Source organism: Bradyrhizobium sp. MI1.10 (assembly GCF_055811035.1).
On sequence record NZ_JBVVPN010000002.1, the window covers coordinates 62,247 to 79,214 of the forward strand.

Annotated in this window: 17 protein-coding genes; 14 read left to right on the forward strand and 3 right to left on the reverse strand. The window is 64.4% G+C overall.

Going from position 1 to position 16,968, the window contains the following annotated elements:
* Window positions 1–206: 206 nt before the first annotated feature.
* The 3 genes from AC0L3K_RS02375 to hemB all read right to left on the reverse strand — a co-directional run bounded on the left by AC0L3K_RS02375 (window position 207) and on the right by hemB (window position 3,081).
* Entirely contained in the window at window positions 207–983 is a 777-nt protein-coding gene (locus AC0L3K_RS02375; RefSeq protein WP_007603416.1) for an arginyltransferase, read from the reverse strand.
* Between the two features lie 149 nt (window positions 984–1,132).
* The gene (locus AC0L3K_RS02380) at window positions 1,133–1,672 is read right to left on the reverse strand and encodes an RDD family protein (RefSeq protein ID WP_007611123.1); all 540 of its coding nucleotides are present in this window, start codon (window positions 1,670–1,672) and stop codon (window positions 1,133–1,135) included.
* Window positions 1,673–2,019: 347 nt separating this feature from the next.
* Window positions 2,020–3,081, reverse strand: a complete 1,062-nt coding sequence (gene hemB / locus AC0L3K_RS02385; protein WP_007603418.1) for a porphobilinogen synthase — start codon at window positions 3,079–3,081, stop codon at window positions 2,020–2,022.
* A 135-nt stretch (window positions 3,082–3,216) separates the two neighbouring features.
* On the opposite strand from hemB, the gene AC0L3K_RS02390 reads away from it, so the two are divergent.
* The 14 genes from AC0L3K_RS02390 (at window position 3,217) to AC0L3K_RS02455 (ending at window position 16,960) form a co-directional block, all read left to right on the forward strand.
* Window positions 3,217–3,714: a DUF6163 family protein gene (locus AC0L3K_RS02390; RefSeq protein ID WP_473365454.1), complete on the forward strand. Its 498-nt coding sequence runs from the start codon at window positions 3,217–3,219 to the stop codon at window positions 3,712–3,714.
* A gap of 406 nt (window positions 3,715–4,120) precedes the next feature.
* On the forward strand, window positions 4,121–4,639 hold the full coding sequence (gene ldtR, locus AC0L3K_RS02395; protein WP_007603420.1) for a transcriptional regulator LdtR: 519 nt from the start codon (window positions 4,121–4,123) through the stop codon (window positions 4,637–4,639).
* A gap of 199 nt (window positions 4,640–4,838) precedes the next feature.
* Window positions 4,839–5,075, forward strand: coding sequence for a hypothetical protein (locus AC0L3K_RS02400; protein WP_007603422.1), 237 nt, complete (start codon window positions 4,839–4,841; stop codon window positions 5,073–5,075).
* A 37-nt stretch (window positions 5,076–5,112) separates the two neighbouring features.
* The gene (locus AC0L3K_RS02405) at window positions 5,113–5,334 is read left to right on the forward strand and encodes a hypothetical protein (RefSeq protein WP_007603423.1); all 222 of its coding nucleotides are present in this window, start codon (window positions 5,113–5,115) and stop codon (window positions 5,332–5,334) included.
* Window positions 5,335–5,604: 270 nt separating this feature from the next.
* Window positions 5,605–6,903, forward strand: coding sequence for a serine hydroxymethyltransferase (gene glyA, locus AC0L3K_RS02410; protein WP_007603425.1), 1,299 nt, complete (start codon window positions 5,605–5,607; stop codon window positions 6,901–6,903).
* A 29-nt stretch (window positions 6,904–6,932) separates the two neighbouring features.
* Complete coding sequence (nrdR, locus tag AC0L3K_RS02415; protein WP_007603426.1) at window positions 6,933–7,415, forward strand: transcriptional regulator NrdR; 483 nt, start codon at window positions 6,933–6,935, stop codon at window positions 7,413–7,415.
* Window positions 7,412–8,560 carry a bifunctional diaminohydroxyphosphoribosylaminopyrimidine deaminase/5-amino-6-(5-phosphoribosylamino)uracil reductase RibD gene (gene ribD / locus AC0L3K_RS02420; protein ID WP_007603427.1) on the forward strand — a complete coding sequence of 383 codons (1,149 nt, stop codon included), beginning with the start codon at window positions 7,412–7,414 and terminating at the stop codon, window positions 8,558–8,560. Before nrdR ends, ribD begins: the two co-directional genes overlap by 4 nt.
* On the forward strand, window positions 8,560–9,186 hold the full coding sequence (locus tag AC0L3K_RS02425) for a riboflavin synthase (protein WP_007603428.1): 627 nt from the start codon (window positions 8,560–8,562) through the stop codon (window positions 9,184–9,186). Before ribD ends, AC0L3K_RS02425 begins: the two co-directional genes overlap by 1 nt.
* Before the next feature lie 151 nt (window positions 9,187–9,337).
* Complete coding sequence (ribH, locus tag AC0L3K_RS02430; RefSeq protein WP_219685266.1) at window positions 9,338–9,829, forward strand: 6,7-dimethyl-8-ribityllumazine synthase; 492 nt, start codon at window positions 9,338–9,340, stop codon at window positions 9,827–9,829.
* Between the two features lie 2 nt (window positions 9,830–9,831).
* The gene (gene nusB, locus AC0L3K_RS02435) at window positions 9,832–10,329 is read left to right on the forward strand and encodes a transcription antitermination factor NusB (protein ID WP_007603430.1); all 498 of its coding nucleotides are present in this window, start codon (window positions 9,832–9,834) and stop codon (window positions 10,327–10,329) included.
* 176 nt (window positions 10,330–10,505) lie between these two features.
* The gene (gene thiL, locus AC0L3K_RS02440) at window positions 10,506–11,504 is read left to right on the forward strand and encodes a thiamine-phosphate kinase (RefSeq protein WP_007603431.1); all 999 of its coding nucleotides are present in this window, start codon (window positions 10,506–10,508) and stop codon (window positions 11,502–11,504) included.
* Between the two features lie 234 nt (window positions 11,505–11,738).
* Window positions 11,739–13,859 (forward strand): sodium-translocating pyrophosphatase, encoded by a 2,121-nt coding sequence (locus AC0L3K_RS02445; protein WP_219685265.1) that lies wholly within the window; start codon window positions 11,739–11,741, stop codon window positions 13,857–13,859.
* A 345-nt stretch (window positions 13,860–14,204) separates the two neighbouring features.
* On the forward strand, window positions 14,205–15,413 hold the full coding sequence (locus AC0L3K_RS02450; protein WP_246649478.1) for a class I SAM-dependent methyltransferase: 1,209 nt from the start codon (window positions 14,205–14,207) through the stop codon (window positions 15,411–15,413).
* On the forward strand, window positions 15,410–16,960 hold the full coding sequence (locus AC0L3K_RS02455; protein ID WP_007603434.1) for an amino acid adenylation domain-containing protein: 1,551 nt from the start codon (window positions 15,410–15,412) through the stop codon (window positions 16,958–16,960). The genes AC0L3K_RS02450 and AC0L3K_RS02455 overlap by 4 nt, the downstream gene beginning before the upstream one ends.
* Window positions 16,961–16,968: the final 8 nt, after the last annotated feature.

Below are 16,968 nucleotides of genomic sequence, written 5' to 3' on the forward strand. Positions count from 1 at the left end.
GGGGGGGGGGGGGCGATCGCGTGGTTGGTTGCCGGAATCATGGTGGTTTTTAACTTGACGCGGCGGGCGGATAGGGTGTTGGGGTCAACACTGCGCGGGTGTGGTCGGCCGGCTCGACCGGACGACCCAGTATTCCAGAGACGGTTGTGATTGACCCGAGAAGCCGCGGCGTACTGGATGCCCCGATTTCGCGGCACGACGGAGAGCTAATCCTGCGGCTCGGATGCCGCGTCGCCTTGCGCGTCGATGCGCAGCCAGCCTGACGGTGCAAGGCGCTGCTGCGGCAGGAAGCGGGCCTTGTAGTCCATCTTCTTCGAGCCTTCGATCCAGTAGCCGAGATAGACGTAAGGCAGTCCTTGCCGGCGGGCGCGGGCGATGTGGTCGAGGATCATGAAGGTGCCCATCGAGCGGCTGACTTCGCCCGGCTCGAAGAACGAATAGACCATCGACAGGCCGTCGCTGAGCACGTCGGTCAGCGCGACCGCGATCAGCTCCTCGCCGCGGCCGGTGATGCCGCTGTCGGGACCACGCTTGCGGTACTCGATGATGCGGGTCTCGACATGGCTGTCCTCGACCATCATGGCATAGTCGAGCACGGTCATGTCGGCCATGCCGCCGTGGCGGTGACGGGAATCGAGATAGGCGCGGAACACCGAATATTGCTCGGAGGTCGGCACCGCGCTGCGCTGCTCACCGATGATGTCGGCGTTGCGCGCGATCACCTTGCGGAAGTTGCGGGAGGGGCGGAACTCGTTGGCGATCACCCGGACCGAGACGCAGGCGCGACACTGGTCGCAGGCCGGACGGTAGGCGATGGATTGGCTACGACGGAAGCCGCCATGGGTCAGGAGGTCGTTGAGGTCACCGGCGCGCTCACCTACGAGGTGCGTAAACACCTTGCGCTCGTGTCGGCCCGGCAGATAGGGGCAGGGGGACGGCGCCGTGAGGTAAAATTGTGGGGTGTCGCGCGAGTGCTGGGTCAAGGGACGTCGTGGGCCTCCAAAATGTGCATCAGCATCGCGCTACAAAAGCCCCCGGTCAATCGGTCTACTCGGCAGGTCAGATCGGTCAGCATAGCGGGTCCAGGTTGATAGGTTCTTGATCCGGGTTGGTTGATCAGTAGGTCCTTTGATCAGTAGGTTCTGGCGCCCTGAGGCACCGGCGCACGAACGGAATTGTTGATCACGACCGTTCCCAGCACGAAATCCTGCAGCAAGCGCCTGCGGCCGTTGAACAGCCCGACCAGCACCACGAAGGGCGACAGGAACGAAACGGTCACCCAGAACAGCACGGCGTGGGTGGCGCCGAGCACGAAATAGCCGGGCGCGCCGTACCAGGTGCGGAGCTCCAGATCCATCACGCGCATGCCGATGGTCGCGGACGACGGACCGCCGATGCAGGCGCCGTAATAGACGATGGCCCAGATCACGGAGGCAGGCCAAGCCAGCCAGAACAGCGCCCAGCCGATGCCGAGCGTAACCACGCCGAACACCGCGATGAAGAGGTAGCCGAGGATCACCGGCACCGAGATCACGACCATGTCGATCAGGAAGGCGAACACCCGCCGCGTCGCAACGCCGCGGAACAGTTCTGGGTGCAGATAGGGATCATAGGCATGCGGCTGCGCCCCGCCGTCATTGCGCCAGGCATTGCCCGAGTCCGAATACGACATGACCGTTCTCCCGAGGGAAACTCCCGTGGCAGGACTCCCGTGGAAGGACATGGGAACAGGTCGTCCGCGCGCCAAGGGTGCCGACATTAACAAGCCGAAATATTCCGGCGATTCGGGGGCGGCGGTAGCCGGGAGAGCGGGAGCTGGCGCCACACCCCTCAGTGTCGTCCTGGCGAAAGCCAGGACCCATTACCCCAGGGAGAAGTTTGGCGAAGGCTGGAGGTTGGTACGTTCGCCGGTGTCGATACCGCGTGCTCTTGATAGATCACGCGGTATGGGTCTTGGCTTTCGCCAGGACGACGATAAGAGACAGGGGCGCCCGGCCTCCGCCGGGACGACATTGGGGCTTACCCCTGTGCCCGCAGCTTCTCCGCCGCCTTCGGTGCGAAATAACTCAGCACGCCGTCGGCGCCGGCGCGCTTGAAGGCGAGCAGGCTCTCCATCATGGCGCGGTCGCCGTCGAGCCAGCCGTTGTTGGCGGCGGCCGCGATCATCGCGTATTCGCCGGACACTTGGTAGGCGAAGGTCGGCATCGCGAACGTGTCCTTCACGCGGCGGACGACGTCGAGATAGGGCATGCCGGGCTTGACCATCACCATGTCGGCGCCCTCGGCGATGTCGAGCTCGACCTCGCGCAACGCCTCGTCGGTGTTGGCGCTGTCCATCTGGTAGGTGCGCTTGTCGCCGGTGAGCGTCTTGGCCGAGCCGATGGCATCGCGGAACGGGCCGTAGAAGGCGGAGGCGTACTTTGCGGCATAGGCCATGATCTGCACGTCAAGCAGACCGGTGCGATCCAGGCCCTCGCGGATCGCGGCGACGCGGCCGTCCATCATGTCGGAGGGCGCGATGATGTCGCAGCCGGCTTCGGCCTGCACCAGGGCCTGACGCACCAGCACGGCGACCGTCTCGTCGTTCAGGATCTTGCCGTCGGAGATCAGGCCGTCATGGCCGTGGCTGGTGAAGGGATCGAGCGCGACGTCGCAGAGAATGCCGATCTCCGGAAACTCCTTCTTGATCGCGCGGACCGCCTGGCAGACCAGATTGTTCGGGTTGGTGGCTTCCGAGCCCTCCTCGTCGCGCAGAGACGGCTCGGTATAGGGAAACAGCGCGAGGCAGGGGATGGTGAGCTTCATCGCGCGCTCGGCGTCGCGCACGGCCTGGTCGACGCTGAGACGCTCGACGCCCGGCATCGAGGCGATCTGCTCGCGCTTGTTGTTGCCGTCGATCAGGAACAGCGGCCAGATCAGATCGTCGGTCGTGAGCACGTTCTCGCGCACCATGCGCCGGGCCCATTCGGCCTTGCGGTTGCGGCGCGGGCGGACGGTCAGATCGAGGGCAGGGGAGGCCCCAGTGCCATCCCGGCGCGAGACCTCGCGCAATTCGATCGGACGTCCGTATTTGATCGCCATCACTCTTCCTCCGGCTGGAATTATTCTTATACCAGCTCGCATGGTTCCCGTCACCGCGGCTTGACCTGCCGCAAGGCAAAGAACGGATTGGGCACAGCCGATTGATTTTGCGGGGCAAAGCAGCCAGAAGGGGGCATGTCCGAGATCTCCACCCGCGATGCGGCCCGCGACAGTGCCAGGGACGCCGTTCGAGACAATGCCAGAGACAGCGCAATGTCGGTGGCGGCGATCTCGTCGGAGCGGGCTGAATCCGACGACAATGTCTGGACGCGCCGGCTCGTGCTGTTCCTGCGGGTGATGGCGCTGCTCTCGATCCTCAAGGGCCTCTATCATTGGGCGCAGGTGACGGGCTTCGTCGGCGGCGAGGACGAGGCCTTCGAGAACCAGTCGATGGCGTGGCAGGCCTCGACCATCTACTTCGCTGTGATCGAACTCGTTGCAGCGGTTGGCCTCTGGCTCGCCACACCCTGGGGCGCGGTGGTGTGGCTCACGACCGTGGTGTCGATGGCGGTGATCGAGCTGATGTTCCCGGGCATCTACGGCGGCAGCCTGGTCGTGGTCGGGGTCGAAACCTTCATGCTGGCTGCCTATCTCGCACTGGCCTGGATGGCCGCACGCGAACGGCCGCCATAGCAAACTCTCGTGCCCCGGCTCTGCGCGCCGCTTCGCTGTGCTGGTCCGGGACACGAGAATGTCGCGCTTGGTTGACGGTTGGTTGCGTAAAATTCGACGTAAGTTTTCGCTAACCAGCATGTTCCGCCACAGCTCTTACGCGGCCGTTTCGAAACGGGGCGGGGCTGTTCTGGAATGCGACAATCGGGGCGGACGGAGGGTGAACAGGACCTTGCGAGAGTCAACAGACTATTGCGAAAAGTGCTTGTGGCACAGGCTTAATCCGCAATTCACTGTCTTAAATTCATGATCTCTTTATTCTCTTATTTAAGCCGATCTTCAAACGAGCCCCTTAAGTTGCACCTATCAGACGGGACACAAGTTTCGTCGAATGAGTGTCGATAAAAACGACAACAGGGGAAGTGTCATGATGAAAGCCGTCGCAACTGCGGCAGATACCGCAGAGCGCGTCTCCGGCCAGCAGGGTTCGGTGCAGACGCTCTATCTGGAAGCTTTGACTCTGGTGGAGCGGCTGCATCGCCGGCTGCTCGACGTCATCAAGGACGAGTTCGATCGCCGCGGTCGTGCGGACATCAACTCGGTTCAGGCGCTGCTGCTCTACAACATCGGCGACAAGGAGCTGACCGCGGGCGAACTGCGCACGCGCGGTTATTACCTCGGCTCCAACGTCTCCTACAATCTGAAGAAGCTCGTCGAGCTCGGCTTCCTTGACCATCAGCGCTCGCGCGTTGATCGCCGCTCGGTGCGCATCCGCCTGACGCCGCAGGGCCAGGAAGTCCGCCGCATCGTCGACTCGCTCTACCAGAAGCACGTCAAGACGGTCGAGCAGGTCGGCGGCATCTCGGGCGAGGAGTTCTCGACCCTGAACAAGTCGCTGCACCGCCTCGAGCGGTTCTGGACCGACCAGATCCTGTATCGTCTCTGAGCTCTTTCGACGGGATTTGGCCAAGCCGGCCCACAACAAGACCGGCAAGCCTCCCGAACGTGCCTGAGCTTCCCCAAGCGCGCCGGCCCGGCCGTGTCCGGACCGGTGCGTTTTTATTTCGCGGTTGCGAAAAAATTCCCCGACACCAGGGAACGAGTTCCCGGTTCGATGCTTATCTCCTCCGGATCGGAGGCTGACGATGCTGGTCGAGCGTGGCGTTGGGGTGATGAACGTGGAACTCGTGAGCGAGGCCTACGCGATCGCCGCGAACTATCTTCGCCGCTCCGGCGCGATCCGGGACACCCTCGTCACCGACCAACGCCTGCTCGAGATCGTCATCAAGCTGCTCCAGCTCGGCGAATTCAACAAGATCAGGTTGGCCAACAAGGCCATCGTGAGGTTCGAGGCGCAGTCCGAGGCCAAAGCGGTTGCCTGATCTCAACTCCCAAACGCGGCAAGAACCAGAGGGTGCCATGGAAGCTGCCATCGACCGGATCATGCATACCTATGACCTGCTCGCCAACCGCACGTCTGCGGCGAGCGCGGAGGCGCGGGAAAAGGTGACGAACTACCTCAACACGTTGATGGAAGCCGGCGAGAAGGACACCCACAGGTTGACGGTTTGCGGCCTGACCTATCTGCGGCAGCTCGACGGCAGCGTGGACCCCGTGAAGGCGGGGTATACCGGGCTTTAGAGGCCGGCCGGACGGTCAAGCCGGTCGCACCGCGCGGCGTTTCGAGCCCAAAGCGGGCCTTCCCGGACCTTTCGGGAGCATTGGACGACCGGATGCCGGCCGGTCGTCCAAATTTCCAATCCCACCATATCTTGCACAAATCACAGGCCCGACCCGCAAACCCTTGGCCTGTTGCGGGCAATGTGGTAGATCGCGCACGCCGCTTCCGATCGCCACACCAGACCCGCCCGTAGCCCGCCAAAAGGCTGCGGCGGTGGAGATATTCGCAAGATGACCTTCGCCAAAACCGCCTCCGCGCCCGATTCGTTTTTCACCGCCTCGCTCGAGCAGGCTGACCCGGAAATCGCAGCCGCCATCAAGGGCGAGCTCGGCCGCCAGCGTCACGAGGTCGAGCTGATCGCCTCCGAGAACATCGTCAGCCGTGCCGTGCTGGAAGCGCAGGGTTCGGTGATGACCAACAAATATGCGGAAGGCTATCCGGGCGCGCGTTACTACGGCGGTTGTGAGTGGGTCGACGTCGCCGAGAACCTTGCGATCGATCGCGCCAAGAAGCTGTTCGGCGCCAACTTTGCCAACGTGCAGCCGAACTCCGGCAGCCAGATGAACCAGGCGGTGTTTCTGGCGCTGCTCCAGCCCGGCGACACCTTCATGGGCCTCGATCTTGCGGCCGGCGGCCATCTCACCCACGGCTCCCCCGTCAACATGAGTGGCAAGTGGTTCAAGGCCGCGCACTACACCGTGCGCCGCGAGGACCAGATCATCGACATGGACGCGGTCGCCAAGCAGGCGGAGGAGGTCAAGCCGAAGCTGATCGTGGCCGGCGGCTCGGCTTATTCGCGCGCCTGGGACTTCAAGCGCTTCCGCGAGATCGCGGACAGCGTCGGCGCGTACCTGCTGGTCGACATGGCGCACTTCGCTGGTCTCGTCGCCGGCGGCGTGCATGCCTCGCCGGTGCCTCACGCGCACATCACCACCACCACGACCCACAAATCGCTGCGCGGTCCGCGCGGCGGCCTGATGCTGTGGAATGACGAGGCGCTGACCAAGAAATTCAACTCGGCGATCTTCCCGGGCCTGCAGGGCGGCCCCCTGATGCATGTGATCGCGGCGAAGGCAGTCGCCTTTGCCGAGGCGCTGCGGCCGGACTTCAAGGTCTATGCCAAGAACGTCGTCGAGAACGCCAAGGCGCTGGCCGAAGCGATGAAGAGCCACGGGTTCGACATTGTCTCAGGCGGCACCGATAACCATCTGATGCTCGTCGACCTCAGGCCGAAGGGCCTGAAGGGCAACGCCTCGGAGAAGGCGCTGGTTCGCGCCGCCATCACCTGCAACAAGAACGGCATTCCTTTCGACCCCGAGTCGCCGTTTGTCACCTCCGGTATTCGTCTGGGGACGCCAGCGGCGACCACCCGCGGTTTCGGCGTCGCTGAATTCCAGCAGGTCGCCAGCATGATCGCTGAAGTCCTCAACGCGATCGCGCAATCTTCCGACGGCAAGGCGCCGCTGGTGGAAGCCGCGATCAAGGAACGGGTCAAGGCGCTCACCGACCGTTTCCCGATCTATCAGTAAGGCTCAAGAAAACCGGTCAAGGTCAACGGATGCGCTGCCCGAACTGCAACAGTCTCGATACGCAGGTGAAGGACTCGCGTCCGACCGAGGACTCTTCCGTGATCCGCAGGCGGCGCGTGTGCGTCGCCTGCAATTTCCGCTTCACCACCTTCGAGCGCGTGCAGCTGCGCGAGCTCACGGTGATCAAGCGCAACGGCCGCCGCGTTCCGTTCGACCGCGACAAGCTGATGCGCTCGGTGTCGATCAGCTTGCGCAAGCGGCAGGTCGAGCCGGAAAGGGTGGAGAAGATGGTCTCCACCATCGTGCGCGAGCTCGAGACCGGGGGCGAAGCCGAAATCTCCTCCGAAGTGATCGGCGAGACCGTGATGGAGCATCTGCGCACGCTCGACGACGTCGCCTATGTCCGCTTCGCCTCGGTCTACCGCAATTTCCGCGAAGCCAAGGATTTCGCCGACGTGCTCGGTGAGCTCTCCGGTGAGGAGGAAGCGCGGCTCGCCGCGATCCGCAAATGATCTTCCGCATCCTGGAGGATCAATTCGCGCAGAAGGCGCGCGAGTCCAGGGATGCCGACCGGCGCTTCATGGAGCTTGCGCTGGCGCTCGGCAGGCGCGGGCAGGGACGTACCTGGCCCAATCCCGCCGTCGGCGCCGTCATCGTCAAGGACGGCGTGATTGTCGGCCGCGGCTGGACCCAACCAGGGGGACGACCGCATGGCGAGCCTGAAGCGCTGCGGCGCGCGGGCGAGGGCGCGCGCGGCGCCACGCTCTACGTCACGCTGGAGCCGTGCTCGCATTTCGGCAAGTCGCCACCGTGCGCCGACGCAGTGATCGCCGCCGGCATCAAGCGGGTGGTGGCCGCGATCGAGGATCCCAATCCGGAGGTCGCCGGTCAGGGCCATGCTCGGTTACGCGCGGCCGGCATCACGGTGGATGTGGGTCTGTGCGCGCGCGAAGCCGCCCTCGATCATGCCGGGCATTTCCGTCGCGTCAGGGATCACCGCCCGCATGTGATCCTGAAGCTCGCGGTCTCGCCCGACGGCAAGATCGGCGCGGCCGGCGGCAAGCCGGTCGCGATCACCGGCGAGGCGGCGCGCAACCGGGTGCATCTCCTGCGCGCCTCGAGCGACGCCATCCTGGTCGGCATCGGCACGGTGCTGGCGGACGATCCGCTACTCGACTGCCGCCTGCCGGGCATGGCAGCGCGCTCACCGGTGCGCGTGGTGCTCGATCAGAGCCTGCGCATTCCCGGCGCAAGCAAGCTCGTGGGCTCCGCGCGCGAGATTCCGCTGTGGGTGGTGGGTTCTGAACTGGCGGAGGCCGCGGCCGCCACGCGGCTCGGTGCTGCCGGCGCCCAGGTGATCCGCGTGCCGCCCGGCAACGCCTCGGGACTCGATCTTGCGGCGGTGCTGCATGCATTGGCCGGGATGGGCATCACGCGGCTGATGGTCGAGGGCGGCAGCCGCGTCGCGGCGTCCTTTATCGCCGCCGACCTCGTTGACGAGATCTGGCTGTTCCGCGGTGCGGAGGCGGTGGGCGTCGACGGGGTGGATGCGCTCGCTGCATTGCCCCTGTCGAAAATCACGCAGTCGCAAGCCTACAAGGTTCATGCTAGCGAGACCTTCGACAAGGATACTCTCACCATCTACGAGCGCGCGTAATGTTCACCGGCATTGTCACCGATATCGGCGAGATCGTCGGCTTTACGCCGACGGCGCAGGGCCAGTTGCACCGGCTGCGCATCGCCTGTCGCTACGACCAGACCACCATTGCGGACGGCGCCTCGATCGCCTGCAACGGCGTCTGCCTGACGGTGGTTGCGTCCGGCGTCGAAGGCGGCAAAGACTCTGCTCAAAGAACCTGGTTCGACGTCGATGCCGCGGCCGAGACGCTGGCGCTGACGACCGCCAAGCACTGGAGGGTCGGCACCAGGCTTAATCTCGAGCGTGCGCTCAAGATCGGCGACGAGCTTGGCGGGCATATTGTCGCCGGCCACGCCGATGGCATCGCGACCCTCGTGAGCCGCGAGGACCTGCCCGACATGGCGCGGTTCGAGCTCTCCACGACGCGGGAGCTGGCGCGGTTCATCGCGACCAAGGGCTCGATCACGCTCGACGGCGTCTCGCTGACGGTAAATACGGTGAAGGACGTGAGCTTTTCGGTGCTGATCATCCCGCACACCCTGACGGTCACGACGATCGGCGGCTGGAAGGCGGGGAATGCGGTCAATATCGAGGTCGATCTGATGGCCCGCTATGCGGCGCGGCTGACGGAAATGACTGCGTAGCCGTCATTCCGGGATGGTCCGCAGGACCAGACCCGGAATCTCGAGATTCCGGGTTCGATGCTTCGCATCGCGCCGGAATGACAGTTTAAAACTTGGCTTGCCGGCTTGCGGCGACTACAAAACGGCCGACCCAAAATAGACGGATTGAGCAATGGCAGACGCGCGGCGCGCACCCCTGAAGGACCAGACCGACATCTCCGGCGCGCGCGCGCTGATTGTCGAGGCGCGGTTCTACGACGATCTCCAGGACGCGATGCTGGAAGGCGCGGTGGCCGAGCTGAAGGCGGCCGGTCTGACCCACGACGTCATCACGGTTCCCGGCGCACTGGAGATTCCTGCGGCGATCGCCATCGCGATCGATTCCGCGGCCGCCAATGGCAAGCCGTATGACGCCGCGATCGCGCTCGGCTGCGTGATCCGTGGCGACACCATCCATTTCGAGATCGTCTCGCAGGAATCCTCGCGCGCGCTGATGGACCTGGCGGTGGCGCGCAAGCTGCCGCTCGGCAACGGCATCCTCACCGTCAACACCGAGGCGCAGGCCTGGGCGCGGGCGCGCGCCAGCGAGCTGAACAAGGGCGGCGACGCCGCGCGGGCCGCGATTGCGATGCTGCGCATAAAGCGCCGGCTGGCGCGGGCTTGATCATGGCCGATAACAACAAGAAGCCGCCGGTTGGCACGGAGAAGAAGGCGAATCGGCGCGGTGCGGCGCGGCTCGCAGCCGTCCAGGCGCTGTACCAGATGGATATCGGCGGTGCCGGCATCAACGACATTTTTGCGGAGTTCGAGAGCCACTGGCTCGGCAACGAGGTCGAGGGCGACACATATCTCCCTGCGGAAGCGGCGTTCTTCCGCGACGTCGTCTCCGGCGTCGTGCGCGACCAGAAGAAGCTCGATCCGCTGATCGACGAGGCGCTGTCGAAGGGCTGGCCGTTGAAGCGCATCGAAGCGATCCTGCGCGCGGTGCTGCGGGCAGGGGCCTACGAATTGGAACACCGCAAGGACGTGCCGGGCCGCGTCGTCGTCTCCGAATATGTCGACGTCGCCAATGCCTTCGTCGACCGCGAGGAGACCGGCATGGTCAACGCGGTGCTCGACCAGATCGGCCGCCAGTTTCGCGGTGACGAGTTCGGGCGGGGGTAGATTGAGGCGCAGGGCGGTGATTTGATGCGATGTGGCTGCCCCATATTCCGCTGTCATCACCCGCGAAGGCGGGTGCTCCAGTACGCCGCGGCGGTGGTGCTTGAGCAGAGGCGGCTCGGCGTACTGGATCGCCCGGTCAAGCCGGGCGATGACAGCGATGTATGTGGCGGACGCTAATGACCAGCCCGCACAATCCCTCCGCCGAAGACTCCCTCATCGCGCGCTATTTCAAGCCGCTGGCGACTGATCCCGGCGCGTTGGGGCTGGTGGACGATGCCGCCATCCTGCAGGCGCTCGGCAGCGATATCGTCGTCACCACCGACGCGGTGGTGGAGGGCGTGCATTATCTTGCCACCGATCCGCCCGATACCATCGCGCGCAAGGCGCTGCGGGTGAACCTGTCCGATCTCGCTGCCAAGGGGGCCGCGCCGGCCGGCTTCGTGCTGACACTGGCGCTGCGCAGCAAGGAAGACGCCTGGCTCAGGCCGTTCGTGGACGCGCTCGGCGAGGATGCGAAAGCCTTCGCCTGTCCGCTGCTCGGCGGCGACACGGTGTCGACGCCGGGGCCGCAGATGATCTCGATCACCGCCTTTGGCCGCGTGCCGCAGGGGCGGATGGTCGGCCGCACCGGCGCCCAACCGGGCGACCGTATTCTGGTGACGGGAACGATCGGCGACGCCGCGCTTGGCCTCGATGTGCTCAAGGGCGGCGCGGTGGCGAATGCGCTGGCCTCCGATTCGCACGCGCGCGAGACTCTGATCTCGCGCTATCGCGTGCCGCAGCCCCGCAATGCTCTCGCGCAAGGCGTGCGTGAGCATGCGACGGCTGCGATGGATGTCTCCGACGGGCTGGCCGGAGATCTGACCAAGCTCTGTGCGGCGTCAGGCGTCTCGGCCACGATCGACGTGACCAGCGTGCCGCTCTCGGCAGCAGCCGCCGCCCTGATCGCGGGCAAGGTCGTTGGCGTCGAGACGCTGCTGGCCGGGGGTGACGATTACGAGGTGCTGTGCACCGTTCCGCCGGCGCAAGGTGACGCACTGATTGCCTTGGGGCGGGCGGCAGGCCTTGCCGTCACGGCGATCGGCACGATCGTCGCGGGCCATGAGCGGCCGCGCTTCCTGGACGGGCAGGGCCAGGAGCTGGTCTTGAAGCGACTGTCCTACAGCCACTTCTAGGAAATGCTCCAAACCGGCGTCCGGGCTGCCAAGACCGGCTAAATACCTGCCGAGATCGGCTTTTCGGACTTATCTGGCGTTGCACCCTCAATTTGATTTTGGCAAGGTCGTGACCGACTAAGGCCGCGCCTTCGGGCAAGGGGCGGCCTTTTTCAAATCAAGGCGCCGCACCGCACGACGGAAAACAAAAGGCGCTGGGGGTACGTTCATCAAGGATCTGAGGCAAAAAATCACATGACAGCATTATGGTTGATTGTGCTCTGCGGAGTGCTTTCCGTCGTCTACGCGATCTGGGCGACGTCTTCGGTGTTGAGCGCGGATGCGGGGTCTCCGCGCATGCAGGAAATCGCGGCAGCGGTGCGCGAAGGCGCACAGGCCTACCTGCGGCGTCAATACACCACGATCGGAATGGTCGGCATCGTCATCTTCGTGCTGCTTGCCTATTTCCTGGGGCTCTATGTCGCGATCGGTTTTGCCATCGGCGCGATCCTGTCGGGGGCGGCCGGGTTCATCGGCATGAACGTCTCGGTCCGCGCCAATGTGCGCACCGCCCAGGCGGCGACGACGTCGCTCGCGGGTGGTCTCGAGCTTGCCTTCAAGGCGGGCGCCATCACCGGCATGCTGGTGGCGGGTCTCGCGCTGCTCGGCGTGACCCTCTATTTCGGCTTCCTGGTCCATTCGCTGAAGCTTGCGCCTGACAGCCGCGTCGTCATCGACGCCATGGTGGCGCTCGGCTTCGGCGCCTCGCTGATCTCGATCTTCGCCCGTCTCGGCGGCGGCATCTTCACCAAGGGTGCGGACGTCGGCGGCGACCTCGTCGGAAAGGTCGAGGCCGGCATTCCCGAGGACGATCCGCGCAACCCGGCCACCATCGCCGACAACGTCGGCGACAATGTCGGCGACTGCGCCGGCATGGCCGCCGACCTGTTCGAAACCTATGCGGTGACCGCGGTCGCCACCATGGTCCTGGCGGCGATCTTCTTCGCCAAGACGCCGATCCTCGCCGACATGATGACGCTGCCGCTCGCCATCGGCGGCATCTGCATCATCACCTCGATCATCGGCACCTTCTTCGTGAAGCTCGGGCCGAGCCAGTCGATCATGGGCGCGCTTTACAAGGGCCTGATCGCAACCGGCGTCCTGTCGCTGGTCGGCATTGCCGGCGTGATCTATTACCTGATCGGCTTCGGCAAGCTCGCCGGCGTCGACTATACCGGCATGGCGCTGTTCGAGTGCGGCGTGGTCGGCCTCGCCGTGACCGCGCTGATCATCTGGATCACCGAATACTACACCGGCACCGACTATCGTCCGGTGAAGTCGATCGCCCAGGCCTCCGTGACCGGCCACGGCACCAACGTGATCCAGGGCCTCGCCATCTCGATGGAATCGACCGCGCTACCCGCGCTCGTGATCATCGCCGGCATCCTGGTCACCCACAGCCTCGCCGGCCTGTTCGGCATCGCGATCGCGACCGCCACGATGCTGGCGCTCGCCGGCATGGTCGTCGCGCTCGACGCGTTCGGTCCGGTCACCGACAACGCCGGCGGCATTGCCGAGATGGCAGGCCTGCCGAAGGAGGTTCGCAAATCGACCGACGCGCTCGACGCGGTCGGCAACACCACCAAGGCGGTGACCAAGGGCTACGCGATCGGCTCCGCCGGTCTCGGCGCCCTGGTGCTGTTCGCGGCCTACAACGAGGATCTCAAGTTCTTCATTGCGGACTCCGCGCACCACGCCTACTTCGCCGGCGTCAAACCGGACTTCTCGCTCAACAACCCCTACGTCGTGGTGGGCCTGTTGTTCGGCGGGCTCTTGCCGTATCTGTTCGGCGCGATGGGCATGACCGCCGTGGGCCGCGCGGCGAGCGCGATCGTCGAGGAGGTCCGCCGACAATTCCGCGAGAAGCCGGGCATTATGCAAGGCACCGACAAGCCGGATTACGGCAAGGCGGTCGACCTTTTGACCAAGGCGGCGATCAAGGAAATGATCATCCCCTCGCTGCTTCCGGTGCTGTCACCGATCTTCGTCTACTTCGTGATCTATGCGATCGCGGGGGGCGGGGCGGCCGGCAAGTCGGCGGCGTTCTCGGCCGTGGGCGCGATGCTGCTCGGCGTGATCGTGACGGGCCTGTTCGTCGCGATCTCCATGACCTCGGGCGGCGGCGCCTGGGACAACGCCAAGAAGTACATCGAGGACGGTCATTTCGGCGGCAAGGGCAGTGACGCCCACAAGGCGGCCGTGACCGGCGACACCGTCGGCGATCCCTACAAGGACACGGCCGGCCCGGCGGTGAACCCGATGATCAAGATCACGAACATCGTTGCCTTGCTGCTGCTGGCGATCCTGGCGCACTGAGGTACACATTGCTGAACAAAGACCCCGCGGCGCAGGCCTGCGGGGTCTTTCTTTGCGTGCGTGCCGGGGCCGCCGCATCATCTGAAGGGCCAACGAGACGTGGAACTGCAACAATCCGGTCATCAGAGCCATCCATCGATGCCGAGAGCGTAAGCCGCCCGAAAATGTGCATCCTACGCGTGCGCCACATTTAAGGTTGCTTAACCGGCCGAGCTCTAGAAATACGCGAGATTGTCGGCGGCATTTTAGCGAGTTCCGCAGCACGCGTGGAGATGCTCCGCGCGAGGCGCGCTCTCGGTATGTTCAGGGGTTCGCTGCTTGCCGCCCGCACGAGGGAGGTTTCCATTGCCTGCACGGCCTGTGAACGAGATTGAACGGGCATTGATGGCGCATCCGGGCGTGGCGGATGCTTTCTTCAGCGCCGAGCCTGGCCACGGCGGCCAGTCCGAGGTCGCTTTCATCGCAATTGACCCCGATCATCTGAGCGCCGGCAAGGCGAAGCGTCTTCAGGCCGAGACAGATCGCAGAGTTGCGCAATGGCGTCGCGCTTTCGATCAAGCGTATCGCCATGATGCCGATGGTGTTGTGCCGTCATTCGTCGGTTGGACCAGCAACTTCACCAACAGGCCCATTCCCGAACCCGACATGGTCGATTGGCTGGATCATACGGTCCTGCAAATTCGTGCTCTTGGTGCAAGGCGGGTATTGGAGATCGGATGCGGCGTCGGCTTGCTCGTCGAAAAGCTCGCGCCCGGCTGTGACGTATATTGCGGCACCGACCTCTCGCCGGTAGCGGTTCAGCGGCTGCGTGCGTTCGCACAGTCGAAGCCCGAGCTTCGGCATGTCGAATTTCTCGAGCGGGAAGCCACCGATTTGAGCGGCTTGTCGCTGAATTCGTTCGATGCAGTGGTGCTCAACTCGGTCGTGCAATACTTTCCCGGCATCGAATACCTGCACGCAGTCTTGGAGCAAGCCGCGGGCCTGGTGGCTCCTGGGGGGCACATCTTCGTCGGCGACGTTCGTAACCTCGAGCTCCTGCCGGTGTTCCATCGCGAAGTTCAATCCGCGAAAGTTTCGAGTGCCACCGATGCCGCACTCGCGCGAAAGATCTTCCTGTCGATCGCCCAGGAGCGCGAGTTGGTGATCCATCCCCACTATTTTCAGGGCATTTCCCGATCCATCCCGCGGATATCGGGTACGGAAATCCTGCTCAAGCGCGGATCAAGCTACGAGCTGACCCGCTATCGCTATGACGTGGTGCTGCGTGTCGATCGCGAAGCTGCTTCAGCTGGCAGCGAGAACAGCAGCCTCGTGCCCGATATGAACCAGGGAGCAAGTGAGGGCAGGCCGCTGGCGACCGATCCGATGGCCGCCGCGTTCCTTCAGCATCTCGGCATGGAGTTCGGGGGCGTGTTGCAGGCCCAGTTTCCGGAGGCGAAATTGCCCGCGGCCGTGATCGCGCTCAACCAGCGAGATTTTGCCGAGATCGTGCAGGCCTCGTCGAACGCGCCGGGCGATCCCGGCGACAATGAAATGATCGAGGCGTCGGTATGACCGCCCATAATCTGGCGCTGCATTTCGAAGAGGTCGTTGCGTCCTCGCCGGACGCCGTCGCCCTGTACTGCGAAGGCGATAGCTTTGCCTTTTCGGAGCTCAACCAGTTGGCAAACCGGTCGGCGCGCTGGTTGACATCGCGGGGCGTCAACAAGGGCGCCGTGGTGTGCCTTGAATTGCCGAAAATCGCCGAGGCCTATGCGCTCGCGATCGCCTGCATCAAGATCGGAGCACCCTATGCGTTCCTCGATCCCGCGGCCCCGGAGGAACGTGCCCGGCTGATGCTGGAGCGATGCCGGCCCGCGCTGATCGTCAGCGTGCGCGAGGGTGCTGGACCGCGGACATTGATCGGCGATGCAAGTGCCCGGGCTGCCTTGCATCATGCCCTGTCGCAGCTTGAAGACGACAATCTGTCGCTGACGTCCTTGATCACCGGGGCCGATCCGGCCTATGTCATGTTCACCTCGGGATCGACGGGCGAACCGAAGGGCGCGGTCATCCCCCATCAAGGGGTGCTTCACCTGGTCGCCTGGGCGAAGAACGATCTTGGAATTGGACCCGGTGACCGGCTGACGAATGTCAACCCGATCTATTTCGACAATTCGGTCTTCGACATCTATGCCGGCTTGCTGAACGGAGCGGCGGTTGTCGCGCTGGACGCGCTGAAGGGGCGGCCCCCCGCAGAGCTGGTGTCGGAGATCACCAAGCATCAGTGCACGTTCTTCTTCGCCGTGCCTACCCTCTTCATGTTCCTGGACTCCATGCACCTTCTGAGCCCGGATTGGCTGCCGAGCATCAGCCGGTTCATGTTCGGCGGTGAGGGGTTTCCGCTGGCCCGGCTTCGTCGGTTCCACGACGCGTTTGCCGGCAAGGCGAAGCTGATCAATTGCTACGGGCCGACCGAGACGAGCTGTATTTGCAGTGGTTTCGAGATCGTCGAATCCGTTTTCGAGACCACGGACGGGCTGGCTCCTCTGGGACGGCTCAATCCCAATTTCAGCTACCGGATTCTGGACGAAGAGATGAAGCCGGTGCCCGGGGGCACCGCCGGCGAGTTGTGGCTGGGAGGCCCTGGGGTAGGGCTCGGCTACATCAACAACCCGCAAGAGACGGCCCGCCGTTTCTGTCAGGACCCTCTAATCGACGGCTATCGGTCGATCCTCTATCGGAGCGGCGACCTCGTGGAGGCCGACGTTGAAACCGGCGTCCTGCGCTTCCGCGGTCGCGCGGATAATCAGGTCAAGCTTCGGGGGTATCGGGTCGAGCTGGAGGAGATCGACCACGCGCTGATGGCGTGCAGGGGAATAACCCGTGCGCTTGCCGTGGTGCAGCGCGACGCCAGTGGTGCCAGTCGGCTGCTGGCCGCGTATTCGGGTGCAAGAATGGCGGAAAGCGATCTGCGCCAGCACTGCGCGGCGCACCTTCCCGCCTACATGGTGCCGGGCCGATTCATCTGGATGGAAGACATTCCCATCAACGCCAATGGCAAGGCGGACCGGCGCTCCGTGGTGTCACTGCTTGGCGAAGCTGTTGCAAGGGCCTCATAGATGCAACA